Origin of the sequence: Arcicella sp. BE140 (assembly GCF_031456255.1) — a bacterium.
GTDB lineage: Bacteria > Bacteroidota > Bacteroidia > Cytophagales > Spirosomataceae > Arcicella > Arcicella aquatica.
In genome coordinates this window covers 1-17,140 of the sequence record NZ_JAVDUE010000024.1, presented here as the reverse complement: position 1 = coordinate 17,140, position 17,140 = coordinate 1, and the positions used below count along the sequence as shown (strand labels likewise).

The window sequence follows — 17,140 nt, the reverse complement described above, 5'->3', positions numbered from 1 at the left end:
GCAAAGTTATAAAAATAGCAATGGGCGTACTAATTTTAGCGAGCGGATTTTGGATGTGAATAAGAGCTTTCGCGCTTCAGCTATCGACTATCATTTCAAATCGATTTGCAAAAATAAATCCGATTGTTAAAAGCCAAGGCTAATAACAATCGGATTAGTAATAATCTATGATAAATAAAATTGGATAATATACTCTCTATTATTGTTTTCTATTCAAAAACCTAAACGGCAAATCCGACATCTGAAATCCAATGTCCGAAAGCTATTTTACACTCAAAAAGCCTTTAGCATAATTTACTTTTAGTTTATCAAGGCGTTCAACGTGTGTTTTCAAACGTTTTGTAAAGTCAGCATAATTTTTTGAAGCACTTGGCGACCATGCGACTTCTGCTACAGCGCAAGCTCTTGGGAAAACCATATATTCAATATAATTAGATGTTTCCATGTACTCCGTCCAAACGTTTGCCTGAATACCCAAAATAAATTTTTGCTGTTCTGCTGTTAATTCTTTTGGTGCTGGTTCATAACTATATACTTTTTCTAATGGCAAGAAACCACCAATCGCCAATGGTTCTGTTTTAGGGTCAGCCTGATAATGATCTAAGTATAAATAAGAGCCAGGCGTCATAATTACATCATGATTTTCTTTTGCAGCAGCAATTCCCCCTTCTTCGCCTCTCCAAGACATTACTGTAGCATTTGGCGACAAACCACCTTCCAGAATTTCATCCCAACCAATCATCTTTCTACCTTTTGAAGTAATGAATTTATCAATTCTGCGGATGAAATAACTTTGTAATTCATGCTCATCTTTCAAGCCTTCACGCTTCATTAAATCCTGACAAAAGCGACTCACTTTCCATTGTTCTTTTGGGCATTCATCACCCCCTATGTGAATATACTGACCAGGGAAGAGTGCCATTACTTCTGTAAGCACATTTTCTAAGAAAGTAAAAGTTTCTTCTCTTGGTGCAAAAACATCTTCAGAAACACCCCAAGTGGTGTGTACCTGATAAATTTTATCTGGGTTACAGCCTAGTTCTGGATAAGCAGCCAAAGCAGCTTGTGCATGACCCGGCATTTCAATTTCAGGCACTATGTTAACATACTTCGTTTTGGCATAAGCTACTACTTCTTTTATTTCATCTTGTGTGTAAAACCCGCCATAAGGTTTGCCATCATATTTACCAGAACCATAACGGCCCACTAACGTTTGTTTTCTAATCGAACCAATTTGTGTTAATTTAGGGTATTTTTTTATTTCAATTCTCCAACCTTGGTCTTCTGTTAAGTGCCAGTGGAATGTATTGAATTTGTGCAAAGCAATTAAATCAATGTATTTTTTCACAAAAGAAACAGGGAAAAAATGACGACCTACGTCTAAATGCAACCCACGATAAACATAACGTGGAGCATCTTCAATTGTACAGTTTGGAACGGTTAATTTTATTCCTTCAACCTTTGCTTCACTGAACACTTGTGTTGGTAATAATTGTAATAAAGTTTGTACACCATAAAAGGCACCTTTAGCGGTTTTTGCTGCAATGATTACCTGTTTCGAGCTAGCCTTTAAAGTATATGCTTCATCCCCTAATTGGGCATTTTTCACAAATTGAATAGCCGAGCTAGCTAACCCATTTTCTTTAATAACTACTTTCTTATTAGAACCAGCCACCAAATTCAATTGCTCATTCAAGAAATTAGCGACATCTTTGAATTCAGAAGTTGAAACAATACTTGTATTTTTGCCTACTACAAACTCTCCTGTTTGAGGAATTAGCTTTTGAGGAACAGGAATGATATTGTACTGATTTTGGGCAAAAGTCGTCAATGAGAAAGTCAAAAGCGACAGATAAATAAAGAGTTTTTTCATTATTAAATTTTATGAGTAAATATTAAAAACCATTTTTCCTTTCAAAAGTAAAGTAAAAAATGACAAAAATAAAAGCTCTTATAGGCTAATTGATTAATTATTTTATTAAAAATGTAATATATTTCCGATTTAATGAAAAATATTACTTTTTTTTAATCCTTTCCATTAGCTGGTGACTTAAGTCACCAGCTAATGGAAAGGATTTTTTAAATTTTAAATAGCTCTCCTAAAAAGACCGCAAACGATAGTTTTTGTAAATTTGTGCATGAAAACTATCACAACACTCCTGCATTATAAACCTTTGGCCATTATCTGGACAATAATCATTTTAATACTTTGCTCTTTACCAAGTAAAAACATTCCGACAGATGTTGTCATGGTAAACGATAAAGCGAATCATTTCATCGCTTTTGCTGGGTTTACTTTTCTTTGGCTTTTTCATAGCAAACAAGCTTGGAAAATTATTCTTTTAGGATTTCTTTATGGAATTCTAATTGAGTTTTGGCAAGCTATTTTACCAAAAGAATTTAATCGAAGCTTTGATTGGTTTGATACGGTAGCTGATGGAATTGGAGGAATTATCGGATATTTTATTTGGCTGATTTTCAACAAATTAAGTACAATAAAATGATATATTTGAAGAATATTGATTTTTTTTTGAATTTAACTAAGGGTATCAACCCTTTTTTTTGTCTATGCTCTTAATTGAATTATTTTAATAGAATATTATACAATTAAAATACACTTCATCAACAATCTCAAGGAAATTTCCTTTTAAAATTATGCTAGAAAATATATCATCTGAATCAACAAATAATTTTCTCAAAACTCAGGCTTTTCAAGCACCTGAGACTGGGAAAATTATGGATGATGAATTCTTTATCAAACAAACTTTCAACCAAGACCCTAAAAAGGGGTTTGAGTTGTTATACAATCGTTATTATAAGCCTCTTTGTAGTCATGCTGTAAGGTTTGTTTATTCAAAAGATGTGGCGGAAGATATTATTGCAGAAATCTTTTACAACATCTGGAAAAACCAAGTTTTCTTACACATCACTACTTCTTTCCGTGCCTATTTGTTTACAGCCGTTAGAAATCGCTGTTTTTTATATTTACAACAAGAACAAGGCAATAAATCTTTTGCCTTTGATAATTCCGATTTACAACTTCCAGAGTCGAACGTCTCGCCAGACCAAATGCTCTTTTATGATGACTTGCAAAAACAAATTGAGCAAGCCATCGCCCAATTACCGCCACAATGCCAAAAAGTATTTTTGATGAACCGTTTTGAAGGCAAAAAGTATAAAGAAATTGCTGATGAACTACAATTGGCTACGAAGACCATTGAGGCACATATCAACAAAGCGCTTGTACATTTAAGAGATGTTGTCCTGAATAATCCTTCTTTATTCGGACTGATTCTGACATTTTTTATCTAAGAGCCTCAAACACTACCTTACAAATCATCAACGATATGACGACGCTTAGCAAAAATATTTTATTTGAACACTTCGCAGGAAGAACAAGTCCTTTGCAAAAGAAAATGATTGCAGATTGGCTTAACAATCCTGAAAATAAAGAGGTGTATTATAAATGGTTAGAAGAATACGAAAACGAATACCCACAAATACTGGCTGATAAAGACAAGGCTAAGGCATTTTTTTTTCAAAAAATATATAGTGAATCAGACATTGATGTTCAAGAAGCTCTAGAAAGCGAATATGATGCGATAGAAGAAAAAAGTATTTGGCAAATGGCTTGGTTTAAATGGGCAAGTGCTGCCGTGATTTTAATGTTTTCGGGCTTGACTTTATATTTCCAACGTGACCATCTGATTTATCAAGAGTATCGTACTGCTTATGGTGAAACGCAATCTATTAGTTTGCCTGATGGCAGTAATGTTACATTAAATGCTAATTCAACTTTAAAACTAAAGCGATTCGGCTTTGGCAATGAGGCTATCAGAGAAGTGTTTCTAGACGGTGAAGCTGAGTTTTCGGTAAAACATACTATTAATAATCAGAAGTTTATCGTAAGGACTTCTCAAAAATTAGAAGTAGAGGTACTAGGAACAGAATTTAGTGTTTTTGCTAGGAATCGTGGTTCAAAAGTGGTTTTGAGCAAAGGTAAAGTAAAGGTAAATTTTTTGAATGGCACTGAAAAACGTTATATCATGATGAAGCCAGGCGACTTGGTGTCATTAGATAAAATGGGGAAGTCGGAAATCAAGGCTGTAAAAAATGTCAATTCTTATACTGCTTGGAAAGTTCACCGCTTTGTTTTTGATGATACTTCTTTGGAGGAAATCTCTTATCAAATCGCTGAAATGTTTGGTGTACAAATTAAAATAAACTCGCAAGAATTAGCGAATCGTACGGTAACAGGCACTTTTAGTGCGGACAAGGCGGATGATTTAATCTCTATTCTACAAGAATTACTCAATTTACAATATCAGAAAAATAGCGACGGAACGGTGGTCCTTTCTGAGATTGATGAGTGAAGGGAGATTAGAGGACTTTAGGACTGGAAGATTTTAAGACATAAGATTTTTAGACTTTAGACGCTAGATTTTAGACTAGAGGACTTTAAGATATAAAAGATATTTTATAAAAATCAGCGAAAATCAGCGTATTAAATCTCCATAAATCAGCGGGTAAAAAAAGACAAAAGATTTAAAAGAATTTTAAAAGAACATAAACAAAAATCAAAATTATTGAATTGTGGATTAGATAAAAAAACAATCACTAAATCACAATTCACTCATTCACAACTAGAAATCAATCACTAATTCACAACTCACTCATTCACAACTAAAATAAAAACAATCTTAAAAAAAGTAATTTCCATTAACCAACATTTTTAAAAACACATGAAAAAACGAGTATTTCGATTAGTGATAATCGGAGGAATGGTAACTGCATTTAGTTACCTACCCCATCCGTTATCTGCGCAAGCTTTGGCATACGCCCAAAACAAGCCTAAAGTTGAAAGAAGCCCTGAGACTTCGTCAACAATGAAACTACGTGATGCTATTCTTTCTCTAAAGAATCAATTTAATGTTGATATTCTTTTTGAAGAAAAAACACTTTCGGGCATTTCCGTTCTGCAAGAAAATGTACGTACTAGTAAAAGTCTGGAGCAATCATTGGAAGCTTTATTAGCACCAAATGGTTTAGCTTTCAAAAAAGTTCGCAAAAATACTTACTTGATTTTTGGAAAAAAGTCAGAGGGCAGTACGCAGACAAAAATCGCTTCAAATGAAAAAAATCTATCTTCTAATATGGAAGGGAATGATTTAAAAGAGAACAATTCCATTTCAGAAGTAAATCTATCTGCTACGGCCGAACAAACAGTTACAGGCAAAGTAGCAGATGACAAAGGTAGTCCGCTTCCAGGAGCATCTGTGGCCATTAAAGGTACAACCAGAGGTGTAACCACTAATACGAATGGAGAGTTTAGTATCACCGTTCCAAACGAGCAAGCTGTTTTGGTAGTAAGTTTTATCGGTTTTTTACCCCAAGAAATCACCGTTGGCAACAAAACCGCTATCAATGTTACCTTGAAAGAAGACTTAAAAACATTGACAGAAGTAGTGGTAGTGGGTTATGGTAGTCAAAAGAAAAAGGATTTAACAGGTTCAATCACCAGCATTACTTCCGCTGATTTTGTAAAAGGGAACATTGCTACTCCTGAACAATTAATTACAGGTAAATTGGCAGGTGTACAGATTACATCCAATGGTGGAGCACCCGGTTCAGCCAGTCAGATTCGTATTCGTGGAGGTTCCTCTCTAAGTGCTAGTAACGACCCATTGATTGTAATTGATGGAGTACCGTTAGACAATGCCGAAGTAAAAGGTTCAGCCAACCCATTGAGTTTTATCAATCCAAACGATATTGAATCATTCAACGTATTGAAAGATGCGTCAGCTACTGCTATTTATGGTTCACGTGCTTCAAACGGTGTAATTATCATTACTACCAAAAAGGGAACGAAGAAAGATAAATTCAATGTGAATTTCAGTTCGATGTTCTCGGCGGGGGTAAAAACTAAAAATGTAGACGTACTTACTGCCGATCAGTTCAGAGAAGTGGTGAATGCCCGAGGTACGGAATCTCAGAAAGCTTTACTAGGAACAGCCAATACTAACTGGCAAGATTTAATCTATCGCACTGCATTAAGCAACGATAATAATTTAAGTATTACAGGTGTTTTGAAAGACATTCCTTACCGAGTATCAGTTGGTCATACCAACCAAAACGGTATTTTATTGACTTCTGGTTTAGAAAGAACTTCAGGTTCATTTGGTATCAGCCCGATGTTGTTCAACAATAGTTTGAAAATCGATGTAAACGTAAAGGCCTCGTCAACAAAAAGCAATTTCGCTGATGAAGGTGCAATCGGTTCGGCGATTGGCTTTGACCCTACCCAACCTGCTTATGTTGAAAATCAGAAGTATGGTGGCTATTTTAACTGGTTAGAAAGCAATGGTAATATTGTGTCGTTGGCACCTTCTAACCCATTGTCTTTATTAAATTTAAAAAGTAATAAAGCTACGGTAAATCGTATCATTGCCAACATCCAGTTTGACTATAAATTCCCATTCTTACCAGCATTAAAAGCTAACTGGAACTTAGGCTTAGACCGCTCGAATACGGATGGTAAAGAATCTGCATCAAACTTGGTGTCAGCCAACTTATATACTAACAGAGGTTCGACAGGATATTATACGCAGAGTCGTAATAATTTCACTAACCAGTTTTATTTAAACTATGTGAAAGAGTTTACAAACCAGACTGTCAACGTAATGGCAGGGGTTGAAAACCAAGGTTTTGTAAGAGAAGAAGAAAATGGTACAACATTCGGAAACCCTGATGTAACAAGCACGAAATCATATTTCAAAACGGATTATGCCTTGTTATCATACTTCGGTCGTTTGAATTATGCTTTGGCTAACAAGTATTTAGCAACGTTTACACTTCGTCGTGATGGTTCATCTCGTTTTGCGGAAAATAACCGTTGGGGTACATTCCCGTCGGCTGCTTTGGCTTGGAAAATCAATAACGAATTTAAAGACAGCCAAACCTTTACAGACTTAAAACTTCGTTTAGGCTGGGGTATTACGGGTCAGCAAGATATTTCTTCGGGCGACTATCCGTACTTAAATGCTTATACGCCAAGTCAGGGTATTCAATATCAATTGGGTAATACTTTTTATACCTTGCTACGCCCGAATGCTTATGACCCTAATATCAAATGGGAACAAACAGAATCAACCAACGTTGGGTTAGATTTTGGCTTGAAAAAATCACGTCTTTCTGGTAGCATTGATTTATACAAAAAAGTTACTTCTGATTTGATTAATGAAATTGACGTAGCGGCTGGAACCAACTTTAGTAATAAAGTAGTGACCAACGTTGGTTCATTAGAAACCAAAGGGATTGAAGTAATTTTAAACTATACGCCTGTTTTGACGGAGAATTTCAATTGGGATATTAGTGCCAACTTTACTTATAATCAAAGAAAAATCACTGCTTTGACTAAAGTGGATAACCCTAGTTATGTAGGTGTATTAGTAGGTGGCATTGAAGGCGGTACAGGAAATACCATACAAGTACACTCTACTGGTTATGTGCCAAATGCTTTCTTTGTTTACAAACAAGTATATGATGCTAGTGGAAAACCATTAGAAGGCGTTTTTGAAGATTTAAACGGAGATGGTAAAATCACAGATTTAGACCGTTATCGTTATAAAGGAGCTGCGCCAAACTATTTATTTGGCTTTACATCGCAGATGACCTACAAAAAAGCAAGCTTTGGATTTGTGCTACGTTCGAATGTGGGCAATTATGCTTACAATAACATTTTCTCAAACAGAGGTATCTATTCTAACCTTTTCAACACTGGTTTCAATAGCAATTTATCTACCAATGTGTTAGAAACTGGCTTTAAGACTGGTACGGTAGAAACCCGTATGTCTGATTATTACATTCAAAATGCTTCATTCTTGAGAATGGATAATATCAACTTGGGTTACAATTTAAGTGATATTATCAAAATCAAAAATGTAAGAGCGCAATTATCATTTATTGTACAAAATGTATTTGTTATTACAAATTACAAAGGATTGGATCCAGAATTAAGAGACGGAATTGGCAACCAAGTATATCCAAGACCGCGTACTTATTCTTTGGGCTTAAATGTTAATTTTTAATTAGAAAATCATCATGAAACATATATTTAAAAACGTATTAACCGCAGCAATTCTTTGTTTTTCATTGAATTCTTGCAAAGAGTTGGATACTGTGCCGTATGTAGGACAGGTATCAGAATTAGTATATAAAGACCCTGCCAACTATAAACTTATCTTAGCTAAAATGTACGCTGGTTTAGCGGCATCAGGGTTGAAAAATGGCGATAACGATGTTGATTTAAAAGGATATGACGGCGGTTCGCAAAGTTATATGCGTGCCTATTGGTATTTACAGGAATTTACGACTGACGAATTGGTTTGTAGATGGAATGACCCAGGCGTACCTGATTTACATGCTATGAACTGGACGGCAGCCAACTCTTTTTCAGCGGCTTTCTATTCTCGTATTTTGTTTCAAGTAGCCGTTTCTAATGAATTCTTGCGTGAAACAACAGATGCAAAATTGAGTAGCCGTGGCGTAACTAATACGCAAGATATTAAGAACTACCGTGCTGAAGCTCGTTTCCTTCGTGCGTTGGCTTATTCTCATGCGATTGATTTATACGGCAACGTACCATTGATTACCGAAAACGAGCAAGTAGGTGCTACGTTACCAAAACAAGCTACCCGTGCTGAATTGTTTGCATATTTGGAATCAGAATTATTGGCTTTGGATGCCGAATTACCTGCCCCAAAAACCAACGAATATGGTAGAGCCGACAAAGCTGCTGCATGGATGACCCTAGCAAAATTATATTTGAATGCTGAAGTATATATTGGTCAAAAGAAATATACAGAGGCTGCGGCTGTTGCCAAAAAAGTAATTGATGCGGGTTATACGCTTGCTAGTAATTACAGAACTAATTTCTTGGCAGATAATAATACTTCTAAAGAGATTATTTTCAGTATCAATTTTGATGGTAACGAAACACAAACGTATGGCGTAACTACTTTGGCGATTAATGGTTCGATAGGTGGAGCAATGAATCCTGCTGACTATGGAACTGAACAAAAATGGGCAGGTTTCCGTACTACCAAACAATTGGTGAATCTATTCGATGACAAAGCCGACAAAAGAGCACTTTTCTACACAAATGGACAACAATTGGAAATCGATGAGTTCAGTACTTTTGAAAATGGTTATGCGGTAGTGAAGTTTTCAAACTTAACAAGTACAGGTGTAAAAGGTAAAAATGCGTTATATGCAGATACAGATTTCCCATTGTTCCGCTTGGCAGATGCTTATTTAATGTATGCAGAGGCTGTTACGCGTGGAGGAACGGGCGATAACTCATTGGCATTGAATTTAGTGAACGAACTTCGTAAACGTGCTGGTGCAGGGAATCTTTCAACATTGACAATAAATGACTTATTGAATGAAAGAGGTCGTGAATTATTCTGGGAAGGACACCGTCGTACAGATTTAATTCGTTTTGGAAAATTCACTTCTGGGTATAACTGGGCATGGAAAGGTGGTGTAAAAGAAGGTAAAGATGTAGAGGCGTTCCGTACTCTATTTCCTTTGGCTTCTGGCGATATTATTGCTAACCCAACTTTAAAGCAAAATACTGGATATTAAAAAGCTATAAGCAGTAGGCTATAGGCTATAAGCAAATTAACAAAGTTTATAGATTGTCGTTTACTGCCTATAAAGCACAACATTTAGACTAATAACATCAAACGATGAAAACGATACAAAAATTATTCCTGATGAGCCTTGTTTTTGTACTGGCTTGGGGATGTAAAAAAGACGAAGAAATAGCGGTATTAGATGCCAATGCTATTCCCGTTGTCACTTTATCATCAAGCAATCTTGTCTTGGATAAAGATAAAGCAGATACCGAAGTATTAACTGTTTCGTGGGCTAATCCCAACTATGGCTTTAAAGCGGCTCCATCTTACACCATATTAATTGATAAAAAGGGTGGCGACTTTACAAAAGCTGTTTCGTTAGTAACAGGAACTGCTTTGAAAAAAGTATTCAAGGCTTCTGAATTAAATGCCATATTATTGGGCTTTGGCTTTTTGCCAGGAGCGGCTAGTGACATTGACATTAAAGTGCAGTCGTCATTAGGAGCATCTACAGTATTGAGTTCTACTACTGGTAGCTTAAAAGCTACCCCCTACTCTGCTAAGCTTGACTTGAGTACTACTTGGGGCGTTGTAGGTAGTGCTGCTAACAATTGGGGGGCAACACCAGATTTGCCTTTCTACAAAACAGATGTAGCTAATGTTTTAGTAGCGTATGTTACTTTGACTGATGGAGAAATTAAGTTCCGTCAGAATAACGACTGGACTGTTAACTTAGGTGGAAGTGCGGGTGTTTTGAGTGCAGGTGGCGACAATATTGCCGTAAAAGCCGGTACTTATAAAATAACATTAAACCCAACAGCCCTTACTTATAAAATCGAGAAATATGCTTGGGGAATTGTAGGAAGTGCAGCCAATGACTGGGGTGCAAAACCAGATTTACCATTAAGTTATGACCCAACTGTTGACCTTTGGACGGGCATTGTTAATTTGATTGACGGAGAAATTAAAATCCGTAAGGACAACGACTGGGGAACAAATTATGGTGGTGCAGGTGGCGTTTTGAAAGAAGGCGGTGATAACATCGCAGTGAAAAAAGGTACTTACCTTATTACGGTTGATTTCAAAAAACTCACTTATACTATTACGAAATATGCTCCTTGGGGAATTGTGGGTGCTGCTACGTCTACAGGCTGGGGCGATAAACCAGACCAGAAATTCACGTACGATTTAAGTACTGAAACGTGGGTATTGAAAGGCGTAGTATTGAAGGCTGACCAATTCAAATTCAGGTTAAATGATGATTGGGGTACAAACTATGGTACTACAGCGGCGGCGGCTCAATTAATTGGCACAAGCGGTGCTTTAAAATCGGGTGGAGAGAATTTTATTGCAGTGGCTGGTACTTATGATTTTGAGCTCAATCTGAAAGATGCTGCAAATCCTACTTATAAGGCAACTAAAGTAAAATAATTCATAATAAATTTAATACTTAAATCTGCATAGCTTTGCTCATGCAGATTTTTTTTAGCTATTAAATCATACAAATACGATGAAAAAGACATTCCAACTATTTCTTTGTTTATGCTTGATGCAAAACGGACTTTTTGCACAAGAAAAAATTCAACATATCGAACCCTTGAACTGGTGGGTAGGCATGAAAAATCCTGCTTTACAATTATTAGTTCATGGAAAAAACATGGCTGAATTTACACCTCACATCAATTACAAAGGGGTAACTATTAAAAAAGTCAACAAAGTAGAAAATCCAAATTATCTATTTATCGACCTTTTGATTGCCCCTGAGACAGTAGCAGGCAACGTAAAAATCGTTTTTAAAAACAGTAAAAAAGAATCATTTACGTATAACTACCAATTGTTGAAGAGACAGAGTAAGTCTGCTGAAAGAATAGGGTTTAATAGTAGTGATGTGATGTACATGATTACCCCTGATAGATTTGCTAATGGAAATCCGCTGAATGATAATATGCCTTTATTCAAAGACAGCCTTAATCGCAAAAATTTAACAGGCAGACATGGTGGTGATATTGAGGGAATTATTCAGCATTTAGACTATATTCAAAACTTAGGGATGACTGCCCTTTGGATAAATCCATTGGTGGAGAATAACCAACCGAAAACTTCATATCATGGCTATGCCATTACTAATTTCAGCAAAATAGATGCCCGATTCGGGACAAATGAGGATTATGTTCGTCTATCAAAAGAAGCCAAAAAACATGGCATTAAGTTAGTAATGGATATGGTATTGAATCATTGTGGGTCTGAGCATTGGTGGATGAAAGACTTTCCTGCGAAAGATTGGGTAAATTTTCAAGACTCACCAAAGGTAATTTATTCGAGCCATCGACGTGAAAGTCTTCATGACCCTTATGCTTCTCAATATGACATTACCGCGCACAGCGACGGTTGGTTTGACTCAACCATGCCTGACTTGAATCAACGAAATCCATTTATGGCAACTTACTTAATCCAAAACTCAATTTGGTGGGTAGAGTATGCGGACTTGGGTGGTATCAGAATGGATACTTGGCCTTATCCAGACAAGAATTTTATGAGTGTTTGGAGTAAAAGAATGGGCGAAGAATATCCAAATTTTAATATTGTGGGTGAAGAATGGTCATTGAATCCAAGTATTGTATCAGCATGGCAAAAAGGTAAAATCAACAAAAATGGATATGTATCGTATCTAAGAAGTTTGATGGACTTCCCAACGAATGCGGCTTTGATTGAAGCCTTGAATACGGACGAAAAAGTTTGGAATCAAGGTTTAGTGAGACTCTATCAGGCTATCGCTAATGATTTTGTATATGCTAACCCGAATGATTTAGTAATTTTCCCTGACAATCATGATATGAGTCGTTTCTTCACCCAACTTCACGAAGATTATAATAAATTCAAAAATGGAATGGTATTTCTGCTGACTACTAGAGGAATCCCTCAGATTTATTATGGGACAGAAATATTAATGACCAATCCGAAAAGTGATGAACACGGAGAAATCAGAAGTGACATGCCTGGTGGTTGGGATGGTGACAAAAAAAATGTATTCACCAATACGAATATGAGTACTGTCGAAACAAATGCTAAAAACTTTGTCAGCACTTTATTAAAATGGCGTAAAAACACGCCTGTGATACATTCAGGGAAATTGAAGCACTTCGCTCCTGAAAATGGATTTTATGTGCAATTCAGGTATAATGATAAGCAAAAAATCATGATTATTCTGAACAATAATAATGAAGCCAAGACATTAGACATGAGTAAATTCAAAGAAATCATTCAGCCAACATTCCAAGCAAAAGATATTATTAATAATCAAACTATTGAAGTAAATAATAGCTTGAACATTGCCCCAAATAGCCCAATGATTTTAGAAATTACTGAAAAATAACATCCTTCTTTAGTGCCTATTATTGTCTGGAAGAGCTATTTCAAACAATAATAGGCATCCTTTTAAACGCTCCTCTATTTTCATTTTAGTTGCTATCATCAATACTTATGGCATAAAATTTGCTGTTTATTTCAACGTATAAACAATTATAGTATTGTCGTTAACTTATGTTATTTTTAATTCAAAAAAACAGCATGATTATTTGAATTAATTTACATTATCTTTGCAGTTATGAAAATTTCACCAACCAGCTAATTTAAGGTTTTACACTTTGATTTTCAAGAGATTAAGCATCGTCAAATTGATATAAATAACGTTTATTGCACTAATTATCTAAAAGGTAATTTATCGAAACTAATAAAAACTGAATGACTTAATACTCTTTGTTTACTGTATTAAAGGGCGTTGTTTATTTTAACTTCCTATTATTGACTTTTTGTTCGAGTATGTATCCAATAAAAATATATTGTAGCCTCTTTTTAATTATACTTGTTTCTTTTGGTTTTCAATTGAAGGCGCAGGTATTGCCTTTAAGCCGTTCTGATTCTGGGCGTGTTATACAATTTCAAGCACAATACGAAAATTTTATTGATGTAAATAACTACAAAGAAGCATCAAGAATGATGAATGAAATAGGGTTCATTTATTGGAATTATAACCAATATAAACGAGCCATTCCTTTCTATGAAAAAAGCTTAAATCTAAATATAAAAATTGAAAACAAAAATGGTAGTGCTATGATTCATAACAACTTGGGTATGCTGTATGCTGATGCCGAAGAATATGACAAAGCGTTGTACCATTTTACCCAAACACTGGCTGCCCGACGAGTTCAGAAAGAACCTTACAGCATTATCTCATCATTAATCAACCGTTCTGTTGTTTATAACAATATAAAAAAATATAATCTTGCACTGAATGACCTAGACGAAGCACTGAATTTAGCGAGGGAGTTGAACGATATTAAACAAATGGCGAGTACTTATGCCATGTTGAGCGAAACTTATGAAAAAGCAGGTAATGTAGATGAATCCCTCAAGTATTTCAGTCTTTATAAATCCTTTCATGACCAATTACAAAAAAAGGAAGTAACCAAACTAGCCAGTGACTTAGAAGCCGAAAGTTTGAAAAAACAATTAGCAGAGTCTATGGCTAAAACGAAAGAATTAGAACTAGAGAAAAACGAGATTAAGCTCAAAGAAAGTGGCAAGCAACTTCTGACTGCTAAACAAAAAAATATCAATCTTTATCAGGATCTTACCAATGCTGAAATGATTGTTGGATTGCAAAAAAGAGATTTATTAATAGAAAAGGCAAATGCCGAAGTAGCCCAAGCCCAAAATACAGTACTGGAAAAAGAGAATAAATACATTTTTATCATTACCAGTATTATCATTTTATTTGTCCTTGCTATTGCTACAATTGTTTATTTGAATAATATAAAGATTAAAAAACAAAATGAACAGCTATCTAAGCAAAACCAAGAAATAGCTGAACAAAAAGAGCAATTGACGATTTCAAACGATGTAAAGAATAAGATTTTCTCTATCATCGCTCATGACCTTCGTGGACCGATTGCCTCTTTACAAAGCTTCTTTGTGATTATAGAAGAAGATTATTATGACGATATTCCTGAAGATTTGAAAGAAATTTTAAATCAGTTAAAAACCGATAATGCTCAGGTTTCAACAATTTTAGATAATCTTTTGAACTGGGCAAAAACACAAATGGCTGAACTTAAACCAAAGATTCAGACAGTAAATATTCATAATATAGTTGAAGAAAACATTAACTTGCTTCAACGCATTGCTGAAGTAAAAGAGATTGTTCTTATCAATGAAGTACCCGTTGAATTAAAGGCTAGTTCCGATATTGAAATGACCAAAATTGTTATGCGCAATTTGATTCAAAATGCCATCAAATTCACAAAAGCAAGAGGTACTATTAAAATACAAGCTAAGTATAGCGGTGAAAACGCAGAAATCGTAGTAATTGATAGTGGCGTAGGCATGAATGAAGACAAGCTAAAAACATTATTTAATCTTAAAAGTAATAAATCAACCTATGGAACTAACAAAGAAAAAGGTACTGGCTTAGGTTTAGTGCTCTGCAATGACTTTATTAAAATTTGTGGAGGTAAACTTAAAGTTGAAAGCGAATTAAATGTAGGAACCACTATTACCGTAACCTTGAATAAAACAAAAGATGCGTAAACACATAATACTAAACACAATTATTTTGATAGTAATGGCTTTTGCTGCCGTTGCTCAGACTAGCAAGCCTAAACATTATACTGATAGTACTTCAGGTAAATTGTATTGGAATAAGAAGTTACCAGTTTATATCTGGGTATCCACCACTCCCGACCATGCGGAGAAGTTATTGAACAAATCTCCTAATCAAAAATATTCATTTCCTTTCTATTTAGATACTGAAGGGGTAAATTATATCCGTTCAAAAAATGCAATTGATCCAGAAACAAGAGCAGTTGTTGAGCCTCCACAGGAAGTAAGACTAGAAATCTATGCTGATGGAATTGCACCTGAAACGGGTATTTCTTTATTCAATGGTTCTAAGAAGTATGTTAATACTGAAGGAAAGATTTTTTATGGACCATTTGTAAACTTTAGCTTATCAGCTAACGATAAAACAAGTGGTGTAGAAACAGTCTTTTATGCCATCAACAACTCTTCCTTTGAAGCATACAAATCTGAAAAGAAAATAGCCACACAAGGCAACTATGTGTTGAAATACTACGCAACTGATAATGTAGGGAATGCTAGTACAATGCAACAAGAAACGTTTACGGTTGATAATACACCTCCTTTTACAAACTTGACAGTAAATGGTGTTACTGATGATAAAGTTATTTCATTTACAAGTAAATTATATTTCAATACTGAGGATAGTATTTCTGGGTTGAAAGGTACTTATTATAAATTCGATGATGGAGCGATACAGCCTTATGATGGAAAAAGTATTCCTTTCGCTGTTCTTTCAGAAGGGAAACATACTTTGTATTACTATTCAACGGATAATGTAAACAATCAAGAAAAAGAAAAAAAATTCGATTTCTTCCTAGATAAAAGCTCTCCTTTGATGGCTACAGATATATTAGGAGATAGATTTATTGCCAATAATACTGTTTATTTTTCTGGTAAAACAAAATTGAAACTAACAGCCATAGACAACAAAGTTGGTATTAAGGAAGTAAAATACTCAATTGATAACCAACCGTTTGTTAATTATACTAACCCTTTCTATTTACCAAGTATTTCTGGTATGCATAATATCAGATATTACTCTGTTGATAATTTAAATAATCAAACTACAAGCTTAAACGGAGCGGGTTATGAAGAATTTAAACATAATATCAGCAAAGTGTATGTAGATTTAACAGGGCCAAATCTTCAACATGAAATCATTGGTGATATTGTTACAAGAAGAGATACGATGCTACTTGGCCCTAATAATTTTATCCAGTTAAAAGCAAACGACCCAGAGTCTGGTTTACAAAAAATTACGTATAATTTTGATGGCAAGTTAATTGAGAATGATTATACTAAACCAATCAAGATGACTGAAAAAGGTGTTCATAAGTTTGATTACTATGGATACGATAATGTAAACAATAGAAACTTTGCTTCATTCGTCTTTGTAAGTGATATTGAAGGCCCTGAGCTTTTCACTTTCTGGACAGTTGGTAGTATTAATACGAATAAACAAGGTATTGATATTTATCCATCAACAGTGGGCTTTACGCTAGCAGGAACCGATGTATTGGCTGGTTTAAAATCGATTACTTACAGTATTAATGGACAAGCACCAAAAATCTATCTTAATACGATTGGTGGCTTCAAAGCCAATACTAAATACACTGTTAAGATAACAGGTACTGATTATTTAGGTAATCAATCGTTTAAAGAAGTAACATTTATGACTGGTAAATAATGATTATCAAAAATATTAAAACAAAAATGCCCTTATCTTATTGATAAGGGCATTTTTTATATTCTTCTAACAAGTATTCTATCTAGGCTTTCCTTGAAAATTATTTTTAGATATTGATTTAGAATAAAATCCACTCATATTCTGGGTGGATTTTTCATTTCACCTAAGGTGATTTATT

10 protein-coding genes are annotated in these 17,140 nt (G+C 34.9%); 9 read left to right on the top strand and 1 reads right to left on the bottom strand.

Annotated features, from left to right (window positions below):
* Positions 1-262: 262 nt before the first annotated feature.
* Positions 263-1,873, bottom strand: a complete 1,611-nt coding sequence (locus tag J2Y60_RS23330; RefSeq protein ID WP_309924299.1) for a beta-N-acetylhexosaminidase — start codon at positions 1,871-1,873, stop codon at positions 263-265.
* Positions 1,874-2,138: 265 nt separating this feature from the next.
* On the opposite strand from J2Y60_RS23330, the gene J2Y60_RS23325 reads away from it, so the two are divergent.
* From J2Y60_RS23325 to J2Y60_RS23285, 9 genes are all read left to right on the top strand, one after another.
* Positions 2,139-2,504 carry a VanZ family protein gene (locus tag J2Y60_RS23325; protein ID WP_309924296.1) on the top strand — a complete coding sequence of 122 codons (366 nt, stop codon included), beginning with the start codon at positions 2,139-2,141 and terminating at the stop codon, positions 2,502-2,504.
* Positions 2,505-2,655: 151 nt separating this feature from the next.
* Entirely contained in the window at positions 2,656-3,312 is a 657-nt protein-coding gene (locus tag J2Y60_RS23320; RefSeq protein ID WP_309924293.1) for an RNA polymerase sigma-70 factor, read from the top strand.
* Between the two features lie 35 nt (positions 3,313-3,347).
* On the top strand, positions 3,348-4,373 hold the full coding sequence (locus J2Y60_RS23315) for a FecR domain-containing protein (protein WP_309924291.1): 1,026 nt from the start codon (positions 3,348-3,350) through the stop codon (positions 4,371-4,373).
* 369 nt (positions 4,374-4,742) lie between these two features.
* Positions 4,743-8,087, top strand: coding sequence for a SusC/RagA family TonB-linked outer membrane protein (locus J2Y60_RS23310; protein ID WP_309924289.1), 3,345 nt, complete (start codon positions 4,743-4,745; stop codon positions 8,085-8,087).
* 13 nt (positions 8,088-8,100) lie between these two features.
* The gene (locus J2Y60_RS23305) at positions 8,101-9,645 is read left to right on the top strand and encodes a RagB/SusD family nutrient uptake outer membrane protein (protein WP_309924282.1); all 1,545 of its coding nucleotides are present in this window, start codon (positions 8,101-8,103) and stop codon (positions 9,643-9,645) included.
* A 104-nt stretch (positions 9,646-9,749) separates the two neighbouring features.
* On the top strand, positions 9,750-11,069 hold the full coding sequence (locus J2Y60_RS23300) for a SusE domain-containing protein (RefSeq protein ID WP_309924279.1): 1,320 nt from the start codon (positions 9,750-9,752) through the stop codon (positions 11,067-11,069).
* A 79-nt stretch (positions 11,070-11,148) separates the two neighbouring features.
* The gene (locus J2Y60_RS23295) at positions 11,149-13,011 is read left to right on the top strand and encodes a glycoside hydrolase family 13 protein (protein WP_309924277.1); all 1,863 of its coding nucleotides are present in this window, start codon (positions 11,149-11,151) and stop codon (positions 13,009-13,011) included.
* 446 nt (positions 13,012-13,457) lie between these two features.
* Positions 13,458-15,224: a tetratricopeptide repeat-containing sensor histidine kinase gene (locus J2Y60_RS23290; protein WP_309924275.1), complete on the top strand. Its 1,767-nt coding sequence runs from the start codon at positions 13,458-13,460 to the stop codon at positions 15,222-15,224.
* A complete protein-coding gene (locus J2Y60_RS23285; RefSeq protein ID WP_309924271.1) occupies positions 15,217-16,962 on the top strand; it encodes an OmpL47-type beta-barrel domain-containing protein in 1,746 nt (581 codons plus the stop codon). Before J2Y60_RS23290 ends, J2Y60_RS23285 begins: the two co-directional genes overlap by 8 nt.
* The last annotated feature ends 178 nt before the right edge of the window (positions 16,963-17,140 follow it).

Coding starts and splice junctions, on each gene's coding strand:
- J2Y60_RS23330 (WP_309924299.1), bottom strand. CDS start 1,873: ATGAAAAAACTCTTTATTTATCTGTCGCTTTTGACTTTCTCATTGACG.
- J2Y60_RS23325 (WP_309924296.1), top strand. CDS start 2,139: ATGAAAACTATCACAACACTCCTGCATTATAAACCTTTGGCCATTATC.
- J2Y60_RS23320 (WP_309924293.1), top strand. CDS start 2,656: ATGCTAGAAAATATATCATCTGAATCAACAAATAATTTTCTCAAAACT.
- J2Y60_RS23315 (WP_309924291.1), top strand. CDS start 3,348: ATGACGACGCTTAGCAAAAATATTTTATTTGAACACTTCGCAGGAAGA.
- J2Y60_RS23310 (WP_309924289.1), top strand. CDS start 4,743: ATGAAAAAACGAGTATTTCGATTAGTGATAATCGGAGGAATGGTAACT.
- J2Y60_RS23305 (WP_309924282.1), top strand. CDS start 8,101: ATGAAACATATATTTAAAAACGTATTAACCGCAGCAATTCTTTGTTTT.
- J2Y60_RS23300 (WP_309924279.1), top strand. CDS start 9,750: ATGAAAACGATACAAAAATTATTCCTGATGAGCCTTGTTTTTGTACTG.
- J2Y60_RS23295 (WP_309924277.1), top strand. CDS start 11,149: ATGAAAAAGACATTCCAACTATTTCTTTGTTTATGCTTGATGCAAAAC.
- J2Y60_RS23290 (WP_309924275.1), top strand. CDS start 13,458: ATGTATCCAATAAAAATATATTGTAGCCTCTTTTTAATTATACTTGTT.
- J2Y60_RS23285 (WP_309924271.1), top strand. CDS start 15,217: ATGCGTAAACACATAATACTAAACACAATTATTTTGATAGTAATGGCT.